20 protein-coding genes are annotated in these 22,892 nt (G+C 41.3%); 15 read left to right on the forward strand and 5 right to left on the reverse strand.

The features are described from left to right. The first annotated feature begins 2 nt into the window (after positions 1 to 2). The 4 genes from JWG41_RS16545 to JWG41_RS16560 are packed head-to-tail and all read left to right on the forward strand — an operon-like array spanning position 3 to position 4,139. A complete protein-coding gene (locus JWG41_RS16545) occupies positions 3 to 1,055 on the forward strand; it encodes an Mrp/NBP35 family ATP-binding protein (protein ID WP_205270928.1) in 1,053 nt (350 codons plus the stop codon). 47 nt (positions 1,056 to 1,102) lie between these two features. Further along, positions 1,103 to 1,795, forward strand: a complete 693-nt coding sequence (locus tag JWG41_RS16550; RefSeq protein ID WP_205270929.1) for a hypothetical protein — start codon at positions 1,103 to 1,105, stop codon at positions 1,793 to 1,795. A gap of 50 nt (positions 1,796 to 1,845) precedes the next feature. Beyond that, the gene (locus JWG41_RS16555; protein WP_205270930.1) at positions 1,846 to 2,232 is read left to right on the forward strand and encodes a peptide chain release factor family protein; all 387 of its coding nucleotides are present in this window, start codon (positions 1,846 to 1,848) and stop codon (positions 2,230 to 2,232) included. Beyond that, positions 2,214 to 4,139 (forward strand): PP2C family protein-serine/threonine phosphatase, encoded by a 1,926-nt coding sequence (locus JWG41_RS16560; RefSeq protein WP_205270931.1) that lies wholly within the window; start codon positions 2,214 to 2,216, stop codon positions 4,137 to 4,139. Before JWG41_RS16555 ends, JWG41_RS16560 begins: the two co-directional genes overlap by 19 nt. An 86-nt stretch (positions 4,140 to 4,225) precedes the next feature. Here JWG41_RS16560 and groL read toward each other — a convergent pair whose 3' ends face one another. The 3 genes from groL to JWG41_RS16575 form a co-directional block, all read right to left on the reverse strand. Continuing rightward, positions 4,226 to 5,872, reverse strand: a complete 1,647-nt coding sequence (gene groL, locus JWG41_RS16565) for a chaperonin GroEL (RefSeq protein ID WP_205270932.1) — start codon at positions 5,870 to 5,872, stop codon at positions 4,226 to 4,228. A gap of 22 nt (positions 5,873 to 5,894) precedes the next feature. Further along, positions 5,895 to 6,185 carry a co-chaperone GroES gene (groES, locus tag JWG41_RS16570; RefSeq protein ID WP_002975196.1) on the reverse strand — a complete coding sequence of 97 codons (291 nt, stop codon included), beginning with the start codon at positions 6,183 to 6,185 and terminating at the stop codon, positions 5,895 to 5,897. Positions 6,186 to 6,323: 138 nt separating this feature from the next. After that, positions 6,324 to 7,907 (reverse strand): helicase HerA-like domain-containing protein, encoded by a 1,584-nt coding sequence (locus tag JWG41_RS16575; RefSeq protein WP_205270933.1) that lies wholly within the window; start codon positions 7,905 to 7,907, stop codon positions 6,324 to 6,326. 169 nt (positions 7,908 to 8,076) lie between these two features. Here JWG41_RS16575 and JWG41_RS16580 point away from each other — a divergent pair, with 169 nt between their 5' ends. Next, complete coding sequence (locus JWG41_RS16580) at positions 8,077 to 10,488, forward strand: hybrid sensor histidine kinase/response regulator (protein WP_205270934.1); 2,412 nt, start codon at positions 8,077 to 8,079, stop codon at positions 10,486 to 10,488. Here the strand turns inward: JWG41_RS16580 and JWG41_RS16585 are convergent. Next, the gene (locus tag JWG41_RS16585; RefSeq protein WP_205270935.1) at positions 10,485 to 11,105 is read right to left on the reverse strand and encodes a response regulator transcription factor; all 621 of its coding nucleotides are present in this window, start codon (positions 11,103 to 11,105) and stop codon (positions 10,485 to 10,487) included. The two genes, JWG41_RS16580 and JWG41_RS16585, sit on opposite strands and share 4 nt — an antisense overlap. A gap of 187 nt (positions 11,106 to 11,292) precedes the next feature. Here JWG41_RS16585 and JWG41_RS16590 point away from each other — a divergent pair, with 187 nt between their 5' ends. The 5 genes from JWG41_RS16590 to greA all read left to right on the forward strand — a co-directional run bounded on the left by JWG41_RS16590 (position 11,293) and on the right by greA (position 16,857). Next, positions 11,293 to 11,763, forward strand: a complete 471-nt coding sequence (locus JWG41_RS16590) for a cyclic nucleotide-binding domain-containing protein (RefSeq protein WP_205270936.1) — start codon at positions 11,293 to 11,295, stop codon at positions 11,761 to 11,763. A gap of 153 nt (positions 11,764 to 11,916) precedes the next feature. Next, a complete protein-coding gene (locus JWG41_RS16595) occupies positions 11,917 to 12,153 on the forward strand; it encodes a DNA-binding protein (protein ID WP_002975368.1) in 237 nt (78 codons plus the stop codon). Positions 12,154 to 12,164: 11 nt separating this feature from the next. Next, entirely contained in the window at positions 12,165 to 12,881 is a 717-nt protein-coding gene (flaA2, locus tag JWG41_RS16600; RefSeq protein ID WP_408611763.1) for a flagellar filament outer layer protein FlaA2, read from the forward strand. 16 nt (positions 12,882 to 12,897) lie between these two features. Then, positions 12,898 to 13,884 (forward strand): flagellar filament outer layer protein FlaA1, encoded by a 987-nt coding sequence (gene flaA1 / locus JWG41_RS16605; protein WP_205270938.1) that lies wholly within the window; start codon positions 12,898 to 12,900, stop codon positions 13,882 to 13,884. Positions 13,885 to 14,091: 207 nt separating this feature from the next. Beyond that, a complete protein-coding gene (gene greA, locus JWG41_RS16610) occupies positions 14,092 to 16,857 on the forward strand; it encodes a transcription elongation factor GreA (protein WP_205270939.1) in 2,766 nt (921 codons plus the stop codon). On the opposite strand, the gene JWG41_RS16615 is transcribed toward greA, so the two are convergent. Continuing rightward, positions 16,830 to 18,641, reverse strand: coding sequence for a M23 family peptidase (locus JWG41_RS16615; protein ID WP_205270940.1), 1,812 nt, complete (start codon positions 18,639 to 18,641; stop codon positions 16,830 to 16,832). The two genes, greA and JWG41_RS16615, sit on opposite strands and share 28 nt — an antisense overlap. Positions 18,642 to 18,764: 123 nt before the next feature. Between JWG41_RS16615 and JWG41_RS16620 the strand changes: the two genes are divergently transcribed. From JWG41_RS16620 to JWG41_RS16640, 5 genes are all read left to right on the forward strand, one after another. Continuing rightward, complete coding sequence (locus JWG41_RS16620; protein WP_205270941.1) at positions 18,765 to 19,316, forward strand: LPS assembly lipoprotein LptE; 552 nt, start codon at positions 18,765 to 18,767, stop codon at positions 19,314 to 19,316. A 65-nt stretch (positions 19,317 to 19,381) separates the two neighbouring features. Further along, positions 19,382 to 19,819, forward strand: a complete 438-nt coding sequence (locus JWG41_RS16625) for a Fur family transcriptional regulator (RefSeq protein ID WP_232374076.1) — start codon at positions 19,382 to 19,384, stop codon at positions 19,817 to 19,819. Then, positions 19,819 to 20,934, forward strand: coding sequence for a tRNA guanosine(34) transglycosylase Tgt (gene tgt / locus JWG41_RS16630; RefSeq protein WP_205270942.1), 1,116 nt, complete (start codon positions 19,819 to 19,821; stop codon positions 20,932 to 20,934). Before JWG41_RS16625 ends, tgt begins: the two co-directional genes overlap by 1 nt. 93 nt (positions 20,935 to 21,027) lie before the next feature. Next, complete coding sequence (locus tag JWG41_RS16635) at positions 21,028 to 21,363, forward strand: STAS domain-containing protein (RefSeq protein ID WP_002975418.1); 336 nt, start codon at positions 21,028 to 21,030, stop codon at positions 21,361 to 21,363. 64 nt (positions 21,364 to 21,427) lie between these two features. Beyond that, positions 21,428 to 22,837 (forward strand): lipoprotein LipL71, encoded by a 1,410-nt coding sequence (locus tag JWG41_RS16640; protein WP_205270943.1) that lies wholly within the window; start codon positions 21,428 to 21,430, stop codon positions 22,835 to 22,837. Positions 22,838 to 22,892 lie beyond the last annotated feature (55 nt).

Below are 22,892 nucleotides of genomic sequence, written 5' to 3' on the forward strand. Positions count from 1 at the left end.
TTATGGCTAATTCAAAAATCGATTTAACAACCATCCAAAGACAACTCATGCAGGTGAAACATCCTGAGTTAAAAAAAGACATCGTGAGTTTGGGAATGGTTGCCGCAGTCACTCCCACAGAAGATGGAATTGAAATTTTAATCAAAACTCCGAACGCAGATAGACGTTTACAAATTGGACTCGAAGCACAAACAAGACAACTCATCTCCAAAATCGAAGGTGCTGGTAAGGTCAAAATCAAATTTGAAATAGACCAAAACCTAAAGATGGAAGATGGCAATCGCATTTTTGGTGTCAAAAAAGTCATCGCAGTAGGATCCGGAAAAGGTGGTGTGGGTAAGTCCACTGTGACCGCAAACCTTGCTTCTACTCTGGCACGTAACGGAAAGAAAGTGGGAATCCTCGATGCTGATATCTACGGACCTTCTCTTGGTAAGATGTTTGGAATCAACGGTCGTGTGGCATTAAAGTCCGAAGAAGATAAAATTTATCCCATTGAAAAACATGGAATCAAACTCATCTCCTTTTCATTCCTTGTGTCAGAAGACCAACCCGTTGTTTGGCGAGGGCCCATGCTTGGAAAAGCCATCGAACAGTTTTTATATGATGTCGTCTGGGGAGAGTTAGACTATCTTTTCATAGACCTTCCTCCGGGAACTGGAGATGTCCAACTTTCTTTGGCTCAACTCATTGATTTGGATGGAGCTGTGATTGTAACCACTCCGCAAGAAGTGGCAGTCCTTGATGCGGGCAGGGCTGCAGCCATGTTCAAACAAGTAAAAGTACCCATTCTTGGAATTGTGGAGAATATGTCTGGGTTTGCTTGCCCGAAATGTGGCCATGTAACAGATGTTTTCTCGAAAGGGGGAGGGGAAAAACTCTCGAAACAAGTCGGGGTTCCCGAACTTGGATCGGTTCCACTCACTTTGGATGTGATGAACTCTGGTGAGACCGGAAAACCAGCCCTACTTGACGCCGGTGACTCCGCTCTAAAAGAAGCCTATTTCCGCATTGCAAAAAATCTGGAAGACCAAATCGCAGAGTGGGAAGATTAAAAATCACTTGTTTCTTCAGGGCTTTTTCTTAGTCTAAAGGATACGCTATGAATTTTGAACGCGGTTCCAAACCTAACCCTACCGGTAACTTAATCGCATATTGCCATGTATTCGGTGAAAACCCGATTGCGCCCGGTGGCAAAATCATAGCGTCCAATGTGGTGGTCAGTTTTTTAAAAATTGGGGACAACTACCCAGTCGTGACCTTTCCTCCGGTGGCACTGCCATCCAAAGAGGAACTCATGAAGATCCTTTCTGACAATATCCATCTTTATGATGTAGTACAACTCCCAGATTTTCAAATGCCTGAGAACAAAGAATCGGCGAACCAATACATCCAAGAAAGGATGGAACAGTTTAACTCGATGGTAATGCGGTATGTGGAATTTTGTAAGGCCAAAGAAAAGAAAACACAAACCACAAGCCTAACAGAACATATGGAACAAGTGAGCGAACCCTTGGAAACACTCGCGAGCCTTTCTTTAGAATTTAGAAATACTTCTGGAATTGCTCGGGAAGCTACTAGGCTTAAGATGGAACGCATCGTTGACTATTTTCATAACAACCATCCCACTCTTGATATTGATAATTTTAAAAAAGCATTGTCAGTGCCTGGAAAGATGGGAGATGAACTAGTCGGATTGTACATCCAAAAGTTCAACGCCATTCAAATCGAAAATTATGAAACAGCTTCTGACTTGCGAAAACGCATTTTAGAAATTGAGTCCTCTTCTCCTTAAGTTTTAGGAAAAAAATTTCTTGACCAATTCTCTCTAAACTCTATCCTCAAATGCCCTTATCATTTCCTGTTTCTGTTGAAAAAAATCATTCACTACAGAGACGGATGGAAGTACTAGGAATTTCTGAAAAAGACCTAAGCGAACGATTCATTCAGTCCGGCGGCAAAGGTGGACAAAACGTAAATAAAGTTTCCACTGCTGTGCATTTGGTTCACAAACCATCGGGGAAACAAATCAAATGTTCCGTCTATAGAACTCAAGGTCTCAATCGTTATAAAGCGAGAGACTTGTTGTGTTTGGAAATGGAACGGGAATCGAATCCCAAGAAAACCGATGCCACCTTGCAAAAACTTCGGAAGAAGAAACAGGACAAACATCGTAAATCCTTGAAGAAGAAATTGGAGAAAGAAAAACCAGAATGGAACGATCCTATGTAAAACGAATCCTTTTTGTCCTTTTGTCTATGTTTTGTTTTGGATCTTGTTTCGACTCCCTTCTGCCTTATAAATCTGTTAAATGGTCCCAAGGATGGGAATACCGGTTCCTCACGGAAGAGGAGATAACTTATTTCCAACCAGCCATCGAAGACCTGTCCTTAGATTACCAACCTTACCACATACCATATGTTAGTTTAGAAAAACCAATGCCAAAATTCCTTTCAGCTCGGATTCGTTTTCGAGATCCTTTAGGATATGCAGAGTCTTCGCTTTTACTTCGCGGCCTGGTTACTTTTTTTGATGCCTACTGTGGAGATGTAAAATTACAGTCTGAGTTTTTTTATACACCTCCCTCGGATCCTTTGATCGGGGAGGGAGTCATCACTTACAATCGTAATTTTATACCCATTTTACAACTCCCCAAAGAATGTTTGGGAAGGAATCTCTACATTGTATTTTTTTCAGAAGGGATTTTACCTTTGGGTTTTTCTGAACCACCGTTATACGGAGATCCCACACACCATCATAAGGCCATTGCCAACAGGACTCAGGCATTTGCCTCTCTCGGATTTTTGTTTTTGATTTTGGGACTGTTTTCTTTTTATCTCTTTGAACGCCGTAGAAAAAAACAATTACTCGCTTTCACTTGGTTTTCCTGTACTTCGGGAATTCATTTTTTGTCCCAGTCTGGTTTTTTTGGATTTTTCTATTACGATTCCATCCTTCCCAGTTTTATCATTTTTATTTTTACATTATTTTTAATACCGATCAGTTGTTTGTATTTTTTTGATCAATTGATTGGATCCAATCGTTGGAATGTCATTCGGATGTTGTGGCAGTTCCATGTTTTGTTTTCAATTGTGATTTTGACATTGGCTTTTACGGAAACGATTTCCATGTCCATGGCCCTTGTGACTTTCATTTGGTTGTGTTTGCCAACACTCGTCATTCAAATCATTGTGGCTTGGAGCCAAATGGCCGCCAAAAAACCAAAAGCCATTTTACTTGTAATCGGTGCCTCTGCCCTTTTTATTCTGAATGCCCATGATATCCTTTCTTCCCTTGGAATTTTGGACTCAGTGCCAAGGTCTTCACATTGGGGATTTTTTATTTTTGTGATTTGCCTCACCCTTTACGGTGAAAACTTATTTCGTAATTCAGAAATCAAATATGGGACTTTACAAAAGGAAATTGTTACTGCGGCCAGAATCCAAAATGCCATCCTTCCACCTTCTCCACCGCGTTGGGAGCCCATGGATATCAATGTATACTACCAACCATCCCATGAAGTAGGGGGAGACTTCTACGACTTTCAAGCATTAGGTGGAAAGAGGTTTGGAATCCTAATCGCCGATGTCGTCGGGCATGGACTTGGAGCATCCATCATTGCTTCTCTTTCCAAGTTTGCTTTTTTCCAACATTACAAACATTGGTCGAACCCCTCTTTTTTACTTTCCGCAATGAATGAAGATTTGGTGAAAAAATCCTTTGGTCGTTTTACCACTGCCACTTACTTTCATATTGATTTGGAATCCAAAAAATTTATGGTTTCGAGTGCAGGCCATCCTTCCTTTTTCCATTGGAAATCGGAATCGAAAGAGCTAGTAGAAATCAAACCCAAAGGAAAACCCCTCGGCATTTTATCTGGGCTCACTTATGGGGAAGAGGAATATCCTTTTAAACCAGGGGACCAATTTTTGTTTTTCACCGATGGACTGACAGAGGAAGAAAATGCAGACCGTTTGGAATACGGAGAAAAACGTTTGGCCAAATCCTTTTTAGAAACGATTGCTAAAGATCCCATTGACCCTATGGCTAAGTTACTGGAGGACTTTCATTATTTTACAGGCCTTGCGGGGGCTCCACATGATGACATTACCATCATTCACTTACATGTGAAGGCATAAAAAAAGCCTTGGTTTGACCCAAGGCTTTGGCTTAGCGATAAAACTGATAAAACAATCTTACCGCTAAAGACGAACGTGCGGATGATTTACATCATGCCGCCCATTCCTCCCATACCACCCATTCCTCCCATACCGCCCATTCCAGCACCTGAGTCTTTCGATTCTGGTTTGTCAGTAATGGTTACTTCGGTAGTGAGGATCATCGCTCCAATGGACGCTGCGTTTTGAAGAGCGGAACGAACCACTTTTGCTGGGTCAACAACACCTGCTTTGATTAGGTCTTCCCAAACCATAGTGAGTGCGTTGAATCCTTCGTTTCCTTTACGGGCACGAGCTTGTTCTACAATCACAGATCCTTCGAGACCAGCATTGGAAGTGATCATACGAATAGGTTCTTCTAATGCGCGTAAGATGATGTTCACGCCAGTTTGTTCGTCACCAACAAGTTTCAGTGCTTTCACTGCATCTTGTGCACGAAGTAGAGTGAGTCCACCACCAGGTACGATTCCTTCTTCTACTGCTGCGCGAGTTGCAGAAAGTGCATCTTCAACACGAGCTTTTTTCTCTTTCATTTCTACTTCAGTAGCAGCACCAACGTGGATTACCGCAACACCACCAGCAAGTTTTGCAAGGCGTTCTTGGAGTTTTTCACGATCGTAATCAGATGTAGTATCTTCGATTTGTTTTTTGATTTGGTTTACGCGGCCTTGGATGTCTTTAGAAGCACCAGCACCTTCGATGATGGTTGTGTTTTCTTTGTCCACGACCACTTTTTTAGCGCGACCAAGCATCTTCACTTCAGCGTTTTCCAATTTCATTCCGAGGTCTTCAGAAATCACTTGTCCACCAGTGAGGATTGCAATGTCTTCTAACATTGCTTTTCTTCTATCACCAAAACCAGGAGCTTTTACAGCCACACATTGGATGGTTTTACGAAGAGTGTTCACTACGATAGTTGCAAGAGCTTCCCCTTCCACTTCTTCAGCGATGATAACCAGTGGTCGTCCCGCTTGTGCAATTTTTTCTAACACAGGAAGAAGGTCTTTCATAGACGCAATTTTTTTGTCATAGATTAGGATGAATGGATCGTTAAAAGTAGCGATCATTGCTTCTGGATCAGTCACCATATAAGGTGATACGTATCCACGATCAAATTGCATACCTTCTACGATATCAAGTGTTGTTTCGATTGATTTTGCTTCATCAACAGTGATCACACCTTCTTTACCTACTTTGTCAAAAGCTTGAGCAATTAGGTTACCGATTTCTGGATCATTGTTTGCAGAGATTGTCGCAACGTTTGCGTATTCTGCTTTGCTATTGATTTTGATTGCGTGTTTTTTGATTTCTTCAACAGCTACAACAACTGCTTTGTCAATTCCGTGTTTGAGTGCCATTGGGTTTGCACCCGCAGTTACGTTTTTCAAACCTTCATTGATGATGGCTTGTGCAAGGATGGTTGCTGTAGTTGTTCCGTCTCCAGCGATGTCGTTAGTTCTTGTAGAAACTTCCTTCACCATTTGAGCGCCCATGTTTTCGATTGGATCTTCTAATTCGATTTCTTTTGCAACAGTCACACCGTCTTTAGTGATAGTAGGAGCGCCGAATTTTTTATCAATAACTACGTTACGACCTTTTGGTCCAAGAGTTACTTTTACAGCGTTAGCAAGTTTGTTGACTCCGCTAAGGAGTTTTCTACGTGCTGTTTCATCAAATTCAATTGTTTTAGCCATGATTGATTATTTCCTTTTATGATTAGTTTGTAACAACACCGAGGATGTCGCTTTCACGGATGATGAGTAAATCACGTCCGCCTTGTTTGATTTCAGTTCCGGAATATTTTCCGTAAAGAACTGTATCTCCTACCTTTACTTCTAAAGGAATGAGTTTTCCGTCTTCGTAACGTCCTTGTCCAACAGCGATGATTTTACCTTCTTGTGGTTTTTCTTTTGCTGTGTCTGGGACGATGATGGATCCGATTTTTTCTTCCGACTCATTCTTTGGCTCTACGACCACTCGGTCGCCTAAAGGTTTGATTGATGCCATGAGTAACTCCTTGTATGCAATCTACTAATAATACTCAGGCTTAGCACCATTTCAAAAAGAGTGCTAAACCTGAATACCATGAAAGGATTGGGTCAAGGATTCGTCAAGCACTTCCAGCCAAAGAGTGCCAAAATGGGTTTAGAACCCGAATAGTCCTGTTTTTTTGCGTTTCGATCCCCGTTTGGGGGTGACACCGAGCATTCCAAGAAGTCCCCTTGTGACCTCTTTGGCAACCGTGCGGCCCACTTCCCGGGCGAGCGGGTTTTTGGAAAGGGCCTCTACAAAACTCGAATCTTCTTTTTCTTTGGTGCGTTTGTTTTTAGTTTTTTTCTCACCAGACTCTTCTTCGGCGGCCTCAGTTTCGTCGGCGATGGTTTCCATTTTTTTGGAAAGCATTTCGTGGGCACTTTCCCGATCGAGTGTGGTTTGGTATTTTTTCACCAAATCGGATTTTTTAATTTTTGCATCCAGTTCGTCTGGGTTTAGAATTCCCATCCTTGAAGCCGGTGGTGCGAGGAGGGTGCGAACGAGGGGAGTCGGTGTTCCTTTGGGGCTAAGTGCTGTGATAAAAGCCTCGCCAATTCCTAGTTCCGTGATCACTTCTTTGGTATCATAAAATTCGGTTTCGGGATAATTTTCAGAAGCAGTTTTTATCGCCTTGCGGTCGTTTGCTGTGAAAGCGCGAAGGGCATGTTGGATTTTTAAGCCCAGTTGGGCTAAAATCTCTTTCGGTAAGTCTGTGGGGGATTGGGTACAAAATATGATTCCCACACCTTTGGAACGAATGAGACGCACCATGGTTTCTAATTGTTTGAGTAAGTCACTCGAAGCTTCATCAAAAACTAAGTGGGCTTCATCGATGAATAAAACCAGTTTTGGTTTTTCCAAATCACCTTCTTCTGGAAAACTCGCATAAATTTCTGTGAGGAGAGACAACATAAAAGTAGAGAATAGGCGGGGTTTGGTTTGGATGTCAGTCAGACGAATGACGGATACATTTCCTTTTTTAGATTCGGAATGTGTCAGATCGTTCACATCAAAAGAAGGTTCTCCAAAAAAATCTTCTCCCCCTTGGCCTTCGAGTTCAATGAGTTTTCGTAAGATGATAGAGATACTTTGTGAAGAAACCGTTCCGTATTCTTTTTCCAATTCTTCTTTGCCAGCATCGTTGATGTATTGGAGGGCTTTTTTAAAATCTTTTGTATCTAAAATGGGAAGACCCAAATCATCACAGTATTTAAAAACTAGAGAGACCACACTGCTTTGTGTATCATTCAATTCTAAAATTCTTGAGATAAGGACAGGTCCAAATTCCGCGATGGTGGCACGAAGGCGTACTCCCGGCTCTTTGGATAGAGACAAAAATTCTACGGGATAAGAAGAAGGTTTCCAATCAATTCCGAGAGCCTTGGTCCGTTCTTTGATTTTATCGTTTTCTTCCCCGGGCTCAGCCAGGCCCGAAAGATCTCCCTTAATGTCCATAAGGACCACGGGCACTCCGGCTTCGGAGAGAGACTCGGTGAGGAGTTGGAGGGTTTTGGTTTTACCGGTTCCCGTGGCACCAGCGATCAGACCATGCCTGTTGAGAGTGGAGAGGGGGATGGAAACGGAAGCATCTTTATGTGTTTCTCCATCGAAGATTCCCGCCCCAAGATAGAGAGATCCTTTGGATGGATATCCTTCGTTGATTTTAGAAACAAATACATCTGATTTTTTAGCCACTGCCGTCTCCTTGAATCCTCTATTTCTTTTGGTTTTCGTACCCAAGTCAATGTTTTCTATCGCAAGGGAAACCACCGTCATCTATCCGAATGGGGAATCCCAAGAATAAATTTCTCGTACTCGTACTAATATGGTTTGAGTTTTTCGAATTTCTTTTTAAGGTTAGGATGTGGCACGTTTCCAATTTTTGTTTCTTTCTAAACTGGTATTTTTTTCTCTCATCCTCTCTGTTTTCCTCCAATGCAACCGTTCCATCCCCACCTTAGCACCGGCAAAGACCATCCAGGCAGGAATTTTGGATCTTTCCAAGGAAGACCCAAAAACACTGGATCCTTTTCCTCTTGCGGGGGAGTGGGAAGCCTTCCCGGGAGAACTTCCTGAAACCGAAGAAGAGTTTAAGGCCTTAGATAAAAAGGAACCAATCCGACTTGCCGTCCCTGCTTACTGGGTGAACCAAAACCTTCCCGCACATGGATTTGTCACCTACCGTTTGAAATTAAAAGTAAACGACCCTTTAAACTTAATGTTCTATCTTCGGGAAACTTCTTCGGCTTACAGGGCCTACTATCTGAATGCGGAACGGGGACTTGTTTTACTTGGTTCGGCAGGTAAGGTTTCCAAAACCAAAGAAGGGTCTGTCGGATATTATTTGGAAACAGCTCGTTCGTTTCGGGCTACACCTTCTACGGTTCTCTATTTACAAATCTCCAACTATCTTTATTCGCGGGGTGGTCCGTACTACTCACCAGTGTTCGGGGAAGTGGGAAAAACCCTTTTGTATCTTCGTTTCAAGGAACGAAAAAAAGCATTTTTCTTTGCGACGTTTCTCATACTTGCGATCTCACATTTGTTTTTATACATCCACCGCAGAAAAGACAAAGCACCTCTTTGGTTTTCTTTACTTTGTCTCTCCTGGCTTCTTCGCATTTTGCTTTTTGATCGGGTTTCGAGGGATTGGTTTATGGCCTCAGATTGGCTCGAGATGCTCCAAATCCGATTGGAATACATTGCCTTTTGTGGGATCCAAGTGTTTAGCCTTTTGTTTTTCTTTCAAAACCAAAAGAACTTCCTTCCTCAAAAGTACAAACGTTATCTTATGATTCCTATCCTATTGGAATTTTTAATCATCGCCACAACACCATACGCTGTGTACACCAAACTTTTGATTTTCAGCCAGGCCTATATGGCGGTCATTCTTGTGATTGCGATGGTGGCTGCCTTTCGTTCTTGTTTGCAAAAAGAATCGAGGTTTGTAGGCGGAATGATTTTGTTTGGCACGACCCTCATTCTTTCTGCGACCATTTATGACTCCGTTGTATTTTTCAAACGTTGGGATTTGCCCATGTTAACGGAGCTTGGATTTGCTATTTTTTGTATGTGCCTTGCCATTGTGATCTCCAAACAAAATGCACATACTTGGGAGACTGCCGAATACCTAACACTCAACTTACGTAAAGAAGTGGAATGGAAAACCTTGGAACTCAAAAAAGAAAAGGAAAAAGCCGAAAAAACAGGGGAGCTCAAAGATAAGTTTATCTCCATTGTTTCTCACGATATTAGATCTCCACTTTTTGGAATCTCTTCTGTATTCAATTTACTTACTGAATCTCCACCTTCTCTTTCTCCAGAAAGAGCAAAACAAGTGCTTGGTGAGGCATCCACGGGACTCAAAAACATCCTCAGTATGGTCGAAGAACTCATCAAATATTCCCGGTTCCAAAACGCTTCCGTATTTCCGGATTACCAACTTTTTGATTTCCGCCAAATCACAGACCAACTCATCGAAAGGGTTCAGGAAATGGCAAAACCCAAAAACATTTCCATCATCACCCATATCGAAGAATCCTCCATTGGAATTGGGGATCCCAACTTAATCGAACATTTGATTTGGAACTTACTCACGAATGCAGTGAAGTTTACCAAAGAATCAGGAACTGTGGAAATCTCTCTCACCGAAAAAGACAAACATTGGAACTTGAAGGTGGTGGATACGGGGATTGGAATGCCACCATACTGGGCTGAACATATTTTGGAAGAGGGGTTTCTTTTCGTTAGAAAGGGGACTGCCGATGAAATGGGAGCAGGGGTTGGCCTTGCTTTTTGTAAAGAAGTAGCGGAACGCCACGGCGCCGAACTCATTTTTCATTCCGAAGAAGACAAGGGAAGTTCTGTTCAACTCCTACTTCCTAACTTTGAGAAGATTGTTCTTGTTCTGGATGACAATCCAGGATACAGAAAACAAATTCGCAAAGTATTGAAAGACCTACCTTGTATTCTCTGGGAAGAAGAATACCCCGATCATGCCCTGCTTTCTGTGGGTCGTTTGAAACCAGACCTTATCATCGTGGACTTTTCCATGCCAGAAAGAACAGGAATCGATTTCTTAAGGGATCTATATTCCAATTCCGAAATGGAGGAAATTCGATCCCTTCTTGTTTCGAGTTCCCATACCGATCCAAACACGGGATACAAATTGGAAGCGACTGTGATTGAAATTGGTGGAGATGCTTTTCTTACAAAAACATCTCCCGATGCGAAGTTGGTAGAACTAGTGAAACGATTGTTAGACCTAGAAGTCTAGATTAACATTTGTTCTTTGGCACGACCTATAAGTTCCGCCACTGTTTTGGCGTTAAATCGGTCTTTCAGTCTTCCCACATGGTATTCGACTGTCCTTTTGGATAGGCCAATCTCTGTTCCAATTTCTTGGTAAGTTTTCCCATGTCCCAGAAGGGTCAAAATTTGTTTTTCCTTTTTGTTCGCAACCTTTCCATCTTGGGGTTTGCGATTGAAACTAAGTTTTAGGTTTTTGGAATAAACGGTTTTTCCGGCCGCAATTTCATTTAGGTTCTTCGTTAAACTACTCAGATCATCACTTTTTAAAAGGTATCCGTCCACCCCAGCCTCAATCGCCGAATGAACAATGGGTTGTTCGTCTAGCATGGTGAGAGTGACTACCTTTAGGTTCGGGTGTTCTTTTTTCCAATCCTTCACCATATTGAGGACGTTTTCTCCCGGAATCCTTAAATCAAGTAGGACAAAGTCGGGTCTAGTTTCGTTCAAAAGGCCTACAATTTGCGAAGAATGTTCCGCTTCGCCTACAACTTCAAAATCAGCCGAAGAATTCACAACATGTTTGACCCCGACTCGAGTCACAGCGTGGTCTTCAACCAGTAATACCTTCTTTTTAGGTGTCATATATTTCCCTTTCTTTGGAATCAGGAACCTTTTGTTCCTAGCGTTTCCCCCTAGTAGACGAAGGGAATTGCAAATATTAGTACTATTCCGTTCCGTTTGTCCATAAAAAATCATGGGTCTATCTACTTAATTTTCTCTTGCAAATTAGCGAATTTCCCCCATTTTCAGAGAAATCCTAGGAGTATGAATGAATACTAAAGTAGAGAGTCTCAAAAAAATATATCTCTTCCAAAAGTTAAACCAAGACGAACTGTTACACATTGCTGAGAAGATCCGGGAAGTCCACCTACCTCCTAGAAATGTTTTGTATGATATAGGAGAGGAAGCGGAATCCATGTACATCGTAAAGTATGGAACTTTACAAATTTCCACTGCCACAAGCGACGGGGACGATGTAAACCTCCTCACTCTCGGAGAAGGGGATCACTTTGGGGAATTGCCTTTTTTTGATGATGAAAAACGCTCCGCGAAAGTGGAAGCCAAAGAGAATTCTGAATTATACGAACTTCGCTACTCTGATTTGCACGATATGTTTTCAAAAAACAAAGAAATGGAGCTCAAATTCTACAAGGAAGTGACCCATTATTACATCCGCAGACTCCGAAAGCTCACCCACGACTTGGCTTATGCTCGGGAACTTCGGAAACGATTTGCTTAAAGCCACAAAAGAGACAAAATGAATTCAATTTAGGATTTTTTATCGACTACTTTCGAAAAAACCTTTTCCATTCCTCAGTTTCTTCCTATTACAGCTAAGGAATGGGTTTCGGATTCCGATACTATTTACGTAGGCAGGGAGAAGGAATGCATGGTGGACCCCGAAATCCTAACCGAGAAGATCGTAACACAAAATAAGACTTTCTTGGTGGATTTGAAGAAGAACCAGGCGGGATTCTACCTGAAAGTATCGGAGTGGTCGAATAGCAAAAAGTCCTCGATCTTTCTACCGGCAGAAGGAATCGATCGTATGATCGAAATCTTGAATCAATTTAAAAGCCGGATATCCGATAATGAGAATACGAAAGACCCGGAGTTAGGAGCCTTTTAGGAGTGAGTTTCATGGGGAAATTAGGAATGACCAAACTGTTGTTAGGCCTCTTCCTTTCAATAGGAATGTTGTACGCACAGGCAGATACTGGCGGACAAAATACAGCTAACACTGCAAATGATGAGGACAGCCCTCTCAGAAAAATCGTTTTAGATGATTTTGAAGAGGCTGAGGACTGGAGAGTGAAAGCTACCACTCCACTCGGAGAAACAAGAACTTTGAAACTCGTTCAACGCGGGCTCATCAAAGATGTATTCGATGAAAAAACCGTTCCAGAAGATGGCGGGGACAAACTCGAAAAAAACCATATTTTAGGAGTCAAAACACATTTTGCTGCTAAAGGATTGGATCGTGTGGAACTTTATCCTCCGCATGAATACATCATCAAAGGGAAAGTAAGACAAATCTCTGTTTGGGTTCTAGGTAGAAAGTTCAGACATACTTTATTTGCAAAATTTAGAGATTATAAAGACGTAACGCATAATATCCGTTTGGGTCGATTGGATTTCTTCGGATGGAGAAAACTAACGGCTACAATCCCTGGGTTTATTCCACAAAGTACAAGATTTGCACTTTTGGATAAAAACCTTCATTTCGTTTCTCTCTTCGTGACATCTGATGTTCATGAAGTAGCAGGGGACTTCTACTTTTATGTAGATGACCTCCAAGTGAGAACCGACAGATCCGAAGCTAAATACCCTGGATCTGAAATTAAGGACAACTGGTAAGCGGGAGAAAGGAACAATGGAAAATAAAAAAACAAAAATCCTAACTTTAGTGGCCCTGGCGTCTATCGCTCTCATTGGATTCGCACAAGCACAATACAAAGTTTCTAACGGGGTGGCAACACCAGTTGGAAATGATATTGGCGCTCTAGAACTCAAAGCCATCACAATCGAATCTTGGGACAACCCAGTTTCGAGTGCTCCTTATGGTTGGGAAGTGTTCACTGACAAAGACGGTGTGAACAAAGACGGCACAGGCGATATGAAATACGATGAGAACAACAAGTATTCACCTGTTCTCAACGATCCGGCAAAATCTCCTCTCGTTCTTCGAGAAGTAAAACTAGTTCCTGGAAAACCAGGCGATGTTAAAAACGTAGATGCTGGAAATGCCAAAGTTTTGGCTGTGAAGTTTCAATTCACTTTCCCAGGTAACAATGTAGTGACGGTTCGCCCTCCGCGTGCTCCTGAATACGAAGTGACTCGTGCACGACCTTATATCGATGCAGACAACAAAAAGAAACTTGAGAAAGTTTACGGAATCGAAGCTCCAGGAAATGTAAAAGCCATTTCTGTTTGGGTTCTTGGCCGTGGTAATGAATACGATTTAGAAGGTTGGTTGGAAGACTACAATGGCAATAGCCATATTTTCCCTTTTGGATCCGTGGACTTTGTGGGTTGGAGACCTCTCCATATCCTCATCCCTCCTGGAATCCCACAAGAGGCAAATGCTTTCCCTGCAACAAGAAACCTAATCTTCAAACAGTTTAAGATTCGTTCCCGAGTCAACACTGGACCTGAAACCGTTTATCTTTTCTTTGACGAACTCAGAGTCCTTGCTGATACCTTCGAAGTTCACTTCGATGGAGCAAACCTTGACTTTGATGAAGAAGATTGCAAAAGCAAAGTTAAATTGGAGCAAATGCTCCAGAAGTCCGGAGCGATCTCCACAGGTGCGAAAATTCGTGATTGTGGTGGAAGTAACGGTTCTTCCCAAAACAAGTAGATTCCTTACTCACTCCAAGGGAATTGCCTTTGGGACCCAAATGACCCAGTCAATCGGCTGGGTTTTTTGGCTTTACAGAATCGAACGGACCTGGAAAATGAACTCTAGGACTGTTCTTTTCGCGGATTCATCGCTAAATTTACCGTAACAACTTTATAGGAACTTTGAACACCCTTTATTGGAAATACGAAGAGGGAGATTCTTTTCATGCCTGATACTATTACCGAAGACAAATCAAACAAAATCGCCGACAACGACAAACTAACTCCTCTTTTTAATGAGGAAATTTACGTACGTGCTGATGCTGGAACGGTTCCCGTTTCCAAATTCAAAATCTTTGACGATGTCATTGATGCATATAAGGCAGAAAATCGTTTAGCGGAAGCTAAACAAAAAATTGAAGACCATTTCAAAGAACATCCTGAGTCTATCTCCGCCAAATATATGTTAATGATTATTTCTTTCATGGAAGATTCCATGGGAGACGCAAATTTGGTGAAGAGCATTTTGGATTCTTTCAAAGCTCATGCGAAATGGACTATCATTGAATACATTACTGATTCTATTTTACGATTTGGTGATCATAGACTTGCTCTTCGTGTCAAAGCGGAAGCACTCGACAAACTCAAGAAAAACAAAGAACTCAAAGTAGTTCTTGAGAAACTTGCCAAACAAGATCGTAAAAACCCAGAAATTGCAAAGAAGTATGGCTTTTCCATTATGGAAGAGGACAAACCAAAAGCAATTTCCTATCTCAAACTCGCCGTTGAGATGTATGCAAAGAATAAAGAATACGTTCAGATGGAGGAAATTTGGCCTACCATCGTTCAAAACAACTATGAAGACGTTTCTTTCTTCGATAAAATTGAACGTATCCTTCTTGGCCAAAGAGAAAAAACTCGCCTTGTTGGACTTCTTTACCCAATCGTTGAGCCTTTTAAGGCGATGGAAGATTGGGATCATGTGATCTATTTCTTAAAAAAGATTTTAGAACACGAAGCGGCATCACAAAAAGCAAGAAACGAACTCATTCGTGCTTACAAACAAAAATACACAGCACACTCGTTACTAGAAGATTTCCTCAAAATGAGTGAACTTGGTAACAACCGTAAACCTGTTAAACTTTGTATTACTAACTTTGAAAGAAATATCGTATTTGATACTGGTAACTATGTTATGCATAGAAACTGGGGTGTAGGTAAAATTACATCCATCTCCCAAACAGGAGATTCTATCTTTGTTGATTTTGAAGAAAAGAAAGACCACAAACTTTCGATCCAAATGGCCATCACTTCTTTAAAACCTTTAAAGAAAGATCATATTTGGGTACAACACTACGAAGACAAACAAGGCATCAATACCATGTTTGCTGAGAACTTACCTGAGTTCTTAAAACAACTTCTGAAATCATACGACAATAGAATGATCATTGGCGACATGAAGAACGAACTCATCGGAACTTTCCTCAAAGCAGATGAGTGGTCTAAGTGGTGGGCGAAGGTGAAGTCGGTTCTGAAAAAAGAAGCGAATATCGGAATGAATCCTAAGAAAAAGGATGAAGTGGTTTACCATGAAAAACCGATCACTCACGCGGAAACTCTCACTCAGAAATTCCAAGCAACTTCTGACACGAATAAAAAATTAGAAATCGCTATGGAAGCCGTTCGAGATGCAGATGAAGCAGCAGAAGCTGGTGACTTTTTTATCTCTCATTACGGTGAAGAAGAATCGGCAAGAGATTCTGTTCGTAAACTTTCCGCCTATTTGTATTTGGAAGAAGCAAGCAAAGCTTGGCCAACAGAAGAGTTCTCTCATAAAATCCGTGAACAAGAATTAACAACACTCATTCAGTCTCTTTCGAAAGAAGAAGCTCTGAAGATTTCCAAAGCATTAGAAAACACGGATATCAAAAAAGGATTTAAGGATCTGATTAGATCCCACCATCCAGAAGCAATCAACATCCTTATTGGACTTTTATTTGAAGTTCCAGTGAAAGTAAACCGCTCTGTTTTCCAAAACTTAGTGGCGGATGAGAAGTTTGCTGAACTCAATCTATTTGTAGAAACAGTTTCTAACAAATCGAAAGAAAACCCAGAAGTATTCCTTTGGGTGGCAAAATCCATCCTCTCTCATACTTGGAAGTTTGATTGGTTGAAAGTTAGCGAAGAAGATTTAGTTCTTCGTGTGTTCCGTATACTCAAACCTCTTGCGAAGATTGAGGACAAAGGAACTAAACTCAAAAACCAAGCAATGGACATTCTTTTTGGAAAGGACAATAGCCTTCTTCGAGACATCCTAACCAACGCAGACGATGAGTATGTTCGTAAACTTTTTGCTCTATTCAAAGAAGTTCCTTATGTAACCGATTTGGAAAAAGACCAACTCTATGTTCTCATCAACGAACTCAAACCAAACATTGTTTGGGATGAATACGATTCAGAAGAAGATGCAGATGATGATCCTTTAGCAAACCTTCCAAACGATGTGGTTCTTGTGACTCGTCGCGCTTTCAATGCTAAAAAACAAGAGTTTGAACACCTTGTGAACGTAGAGATGGCTGAAAACTCTCGTGATATCGGTGAGGCCCAAGAGAAAGGGGACTTAAGAGAAAACGCAGAATACAAAGCGGCTATGGAAAAACAATCTCAGTTGCAAGCTGCCATCAAACGATTGGAAGCAGAACTGAAAAGTGCAAGGATCCTCGACCTCAGTGATGTAAAAGCTGATAAAGTAGGAATCGGAACCACAGTGCGTTTGAAAAACAAACAAACAAGTGAAACCGTAACTTACTCAATCCTTGGTGCTTGGGATGCAGATACAGAGAAGAATATCATCTCTTATCAGTCACCACTAGCAAAATCACTTCTTGGAAAAAACACTGGAAACGAAGCAACACTAGTCTTCGGATCTACTGAAACTGTTTACGAAGTATTGGATATTGCTCGTTATTCCATGACGGGACAAGAGGCCTGAAGTTCTTCTGCCCAACCGCTAGTAGAGATTAAATCCACAAACGGTTCGGAAACATTTCCGGCGAAATCGAAGGCCTTAGCTTCCAAAAGAAGATAAGGCCTTTCTTTTTGTAAGCTCTTCGGAATGAGAACTCGGATTGCACGCCTATCCGGATCGTATTCATAAGGATAACTTTGTCCATCTACGAGTAACTCTACGCTGGTTCGAAATCCACTTCCTACATCACCAATGACATAAAACCTTTCTTCAAAACATTGGTTTCTCACTTCTGGAAGTTCAATGTAACGAGCAAGAGAGGTCATAGGAAAGATTGTTGGTGGAGTTTCATCCGACAAAACCATAAGGTATCCTAGTTTCGTGAGTTTAAAACTAAAACCACCGGATTTTCTTTTGTGAGTGATGGATTGGAATTTCTGAATGGAAGAATCATAAAAATAAAGGGATTCTTTTGTGGAGGGCGTATAACCGATATTCCATTCCCCTGATCCTTCCCCTTTCCAACTCATTTTTTTAGTGTCCAATTGGTAGATCTTACCTTTGAGAGGAAGGCCTGTTGAAATTTTAAAAGGGATATCTTTTTCGCTAATTTCTGTGATGAGTAAACTTCCTTCTCCGGAAACTTCCGCATTCGATAAATCCACGCTGATCTTGTTGTCGAAAGAGTTGAATTTGTTTCCGTTCTTTTTGTTTTTTGCGATTCGGATATTGTCTGTATCCTTTCTGTCATGAATCACTGTAAAAAACACTGAGGACTTGTTTCCTGTTGCGTCCCGTAGCGTAACTTCTAATGGTAATTTTTCTTTTGGTTTGTATCCATCCAAATCCAATGAAAATCCTTCTTCTTTGAAGTTTTTGGACTGTTCATACATATGATAGAAATAAACCGGTGGTGACAAAGAGGATCTGTTGATGTCGTAGAACTGGTGTTTTTTGGAACCATCTTCGAAAGCTAAAAAGTCGAAGTTCCGGCTAAAAATAGTTTTTCCATCCACAGACAAATCCATTCCATATACATTGTTTTTGTTCCTAGAACGAATGAAGTCATAACCACTCAAACGAATGCGCACCTTTCCCGTGAGGGAGATGGATTCAAAAAGTTCCCCTGAATCGCTAAAGAGTTCATATTTACCTTTGGATTTTTCCTTGGCTGTGAGGAGGACGGGGCTTTCTAAATTATCCCCTTCTAAATACATAGAAAGTATGGTGGGAGGAGTTTTGTCCTTTTGGTGGATTTCAGGAAAGTAGAGAGGGTTGATGGTTCCTTTTTCGGATCGAAACTCAAGATGCAAGTGAGAAATCCCTGATCCCGATTCTCCTGTTTTGCCAAGAGCCGTTCCTTTTTTAGCTGAAAATAATCCTGGGGGAAGTTTCAATTGGAACCCACTCGGATCTCCCATAAGTAAAATGGCTCGTCTTAAAAGCTCTAAATCATACAAACTTCCACCAAAGGAATGTAAGTGGGCGTATTTGGATTTGAGTTTGTATTTGGGATTATACAGATTGAGCGAAAGTCCATATCCCGTTTTCGAATAACTGATTTCTTCAATATAACCATCAAACGTAGCTAAGATGCTATGACCATTGAGGCCATAAGATTTAAAATCAGAACCCAAATGTAAGTTATGGTTTCGAATTTCCGCAAAGGTTCCCGAAACAGGAGAGTAATAAGGCAGGGGAAAACCCACCTCATTTGGCGGGATATCGGGAATTTTGGACTCGGCCAAAAGAACTGCCGGCCAAAAACAAACTAGGAATCGAAAACTACGAAGAAGAGAGATCTCCATGGGAGAATCAGAATCCTCCCACTTCCTTTGTCATGCCTTTCCCGAAACCGAGAGAATTTCCCATCGTTTCGATTCCCTTGACAAACTAGACTTGAGACCTAAGATGACAGGGAACATTTTTGTATGAAACAAGGCATTGTTTTCTTTCTCATTTTCGCCTTTTCTGGTTGTGCCTTTTTGTCAAAGGAACCGGGTCGACCTCCTAAAATTAATGGGGTTCCCGTCCCAGATTCCAAACGCCTGATCTACATCCAAAATGTAAGAAACAATACTTATTCTCCCGGTATGCACACCCGTCTCACCCAGATGATTATGGAAGAAATTGACAGACGGGGAAGGTTTATCACAACAAGAGAAAAAACTCTCGCGAAATACCGGTTGTATTCGGAGATTGTTCACTACCAACAGGTCGGGGATCTTATGGATCTCGCGGATAGACAAATTACTTCGGAATTATTTGTGGTCACCCGAGTGGAGATCATTGAAGCGGAGACGGGAAATAAAATTCCTATGGAACGCAGTGAAATTCCTGGACGAGTTCATTTTTCTACTCAAATTGGATTTCGGGAATCAGAATTGGAAGCTCAGAATCGCCTACTTCGGGTGATGGCGCTTCGAATTGCAGAAGAAGCAGAAAGAGCATGGTATTATTCTCTTTCTGGAACATTGAATTAAGTTGAATCATTAGGAGATAAACCTTGCAAAACGATCCTATTTCCAGCGACGACACAAAAAAAGAGATGCTCGCCTTTGAAGAGTATCTAAAAGAAAAGGGACTAAAAATTACCAACCAACGTTTGCTAGTTGCGCAAAAGATTTTTTCTTCACACAACCATTTTACTGCCGAAGGTCTTTTGGATGAATTGAAGGACAATAAGGATCGTATTTCCAAGGCAACCATCTACCGAATCCTCGCGATTATGGTGGAAGCGGGTTTGTTGGAAGAACATGATTTTGGTAAAGATTATAAATATTACGAACATATCATCGGCCACGAACACCATGACCATATCATCTGTATGCAATGTGGTCGCATTGTAGAGTTTGTGGATGAACGAATTGAAGAACTGCAAAACAAAGCAGCTTCGGAAAATGGATTTACCATCACCGGACATAGTTTGAATATTTTTGGTAATTGTTTAAATTTTGCAAATTGTGAACATAAAATCAAAAAATAGTGTCTTCTATTTTTAAAGAAAGTTCAAAAGATCCCGGTTCTTTCGCAAGAACCGGAACTCTCCACTTAAATGGAATTCAAATTGAAACTCCCATCTTTATGCCGGTGGGAACCAGAGGGAGTATCAAATCTCTTTCTTCCTCAGACATTGATGAATTGGGTTACAATCTAATTCTTGCCAATACCTACCATTTATATCTAAAACCAGGTAAGGAAGTTTTGGACCATTTCCATGGTTTAAAAAATTTCATGTCTTATAAACGTGCCTTACTCACTGATTCCGGTGGGTTCCAGGTGTTTAGTCTCGCGAGTCTTTTTAAGTTTGAAGAGGATGGAGTTCGGTTCCAGTCCCATATTGATGGAAGTCATCATAAATTTACACCTGGCTCTGTCATTGATATGCAACGTTCCATTGGTTCGGATATCATGATGGTTTTGGATGATTGTGCGCCCTATGGAAGTGATCTGAAACGATTGGAGCTTGCCCTGGACAGAACGCACAGGTGGGCCAAAGAATCCTATGATTATTGGATGGAAAGGCCTGGTGACCAAAATGTTTTCCCCATTGTTCAGGGGGGAGTCAATGAATCCCTCAGGAAACGTAGTTTAGATACATTACAAAATATAGATTTTCCGGGAATTGCCATTGGGGGACTCAGTGTGGGGGAACCAAGGCCTGAATACATTCGAATTTTAGAATGTATGGCACCTTATTTCGACCAGGCGCGGCCTCGATACCTTATGGGTGTGGGAACCGTTGTGGACATTCTAGAAGGTGTTAAGAATGGAATCGATATGTTTGATTGTGTATTACCGACTCGGAATGCTCGAAACGGCCAAGTGTTCACCTCCCTGGGCAAAATCAATTTAAGGAATGAGAGCCATCGTTTGGCAGATGGTCCCATTGACCCCGAATGTGGGTGTAAGGTATGCACAACATATAGCCTTGGCTACATTCGACACTTACATAAGGTGAAGGAATTGACTGCTTTCTCGCTCTCAACGTATCACAACTTATATTTTATGCAGAGCTTCATGGAAAGGATGCGAAAGTCCATAAAAATAGGCAATTTTCAGGGTTTTTATGACCATTGGAAAAATTTGTTTGGTAGCTAAAATTATTAGGTTGACGTATCTCTTTTTTTTGAATGCAATTGTACCGTCATTTCTACATTGATTGTAGCTTCATTGAGGAGTCTCTAGACACACATGGAAATCACCAGAAGGGAAAAAGATAAAATCGTAGTCCTCGATATTAACGGGGAAATCGACCTTTATAACGCGCCTGAGATCAAGGATGTAATTGCCAAATTGATCGAAGAACAAAAGTATTGCATCGTCATCAATCTCGAGAAGGTATCTTACATCGACTCTTCCGGAATTGGAGCATTAATTTCAAGTTTGTCCAACTTGAAGAAATACCAAGGTGGGCTTAAAATTATCAACGTGGCTGGTTCAGTTCGTAAAGTATTTGAACTTACAAAGTTGACTTCATTTTTTGAAATTTTCGACAGCGAAGACGAAGCCGTCACTGCTTTCAAGTAAAAGGGGAAGCGTATTTGCGCTTCTCACTTACAAAATCCCCCGAAGAAAAATTAAGGAGTTTGTTATGTTAAGAAAGGAAAAGACAACAGTCTTTCTCTCTGGTTTGGTATTGTTTTCCTTAGGATTTGTTAATTGTGCACAAGAATTGCCAGTGAAAGAACTGGCTCTAGCAAAATCTCAAGTAGAAAGAGCCGAAAGACTTTCTGCAGAAGAGTATGCTGCAGAAGAATATTCTGAAGCAAAAAAAAGCCTAATCTCTGCCAACGAATTTGCATCACAAGAAAAAGCATCTGATTCCAAACAGAGTGCAGATTATGCTATTTCTAAAGCTTACGATGCTTTGGAAAAAACTCTACCAAAACTTGCTGCCAAGTCTCGTGAAGAGGCAGTGACTGCGATTGATGCTGCGGACGAAGCGTACGCTTCTGAATACACACCGGAAGAATTTAAAAAAGCCGTGAGTGCTCGTGATGCTGGTGAAACAAAATTAGCACAAGCAGATGCAAGTCTTGCTTCTTACCTACGCGAAGACAAAGACGAAACAGCAAAAGAACTCAAACGTACTGTTGCCTTACAAGAATACGAAGATGCTCACAATCATTTTTTAGAAGCTTCTAAAATCAGCCAAGATGCAAAAAAAGTAGCACTCGACCGTTCTGGTTCCATTCGCCAATCCGCTGATGAAGTGGATGCGTCATTAGAAAAAGCTTATACATATTCTAAAGGTGGAAATCCTGCCATTGACGAAGAAAAGGCTCGTGTCGCTTCTGCTCGTGAAGACATTACTGCCGGTCGTTTGAAAACAGCTGACGAAAAGATCAAAACGGCTCGTTTGGCAGCTGCTTCTTTGTTACAAGCTTCTGTGAAAGACCATGCAAAAAACCGTAATGGCCAAGCACGTGAAGTAGTCGAAGACGCAAATGCTCGTTTCGGTGAATTAAAAGCAGAAACCTATCTAAAATCGAATGCAAAAGAATCGTATGCAAGCACACAAGAAAACTTAGGTGCTTCTAATGAGTCTCTCCAAGCTTCCGGAAACCTTTTAGAACAAGAAAAATACGAAGATTCTATCGCTCAGTCGGAAGAAGCCATTCGATTGGCTGAAATTTCTATTGACCAAGTGGAAACTTTAAAAGGAAAAACTACGGTTGCTAAAAAAGATCGCACCGCAGTAGAACCGCAAGCTGACACCAAAACAACGACTACAACAGAGACAGACGGAGACAAAGCGACTTCCTCTCAAGTAGAAGAACTTTCTGGTGGTTGGAAAAGATACACTGTAGAAAAATCAAATCCAACAGATTGCCTTTGGAGAATTGCTGATAGAGAAGATATTTATAACGACGCAAAACTTTGGCCAAGAATTTTTGAAGCCAATCGTAAGTCGATTCGTAACAAAAATCTGATTTATCCAAAACAAAAGTTAAATATCCCTCCAAAAACAGGGAAAATCGGAAGCGTTCCTAAGCAATAAACAATGTTTAGGTGACTTACTTGAAAAAAAAGCTGTCGTAAGGGCAGCTTTTTTT

Source organism: Leptospira chreensis (assembly GCF_016919165.1).
GTDB lineage: Bacteria > Spirochaetota > Leptospiria > Leptospirales > Leptospiraceae > Leptospira_A > Leptospira_A chreensis.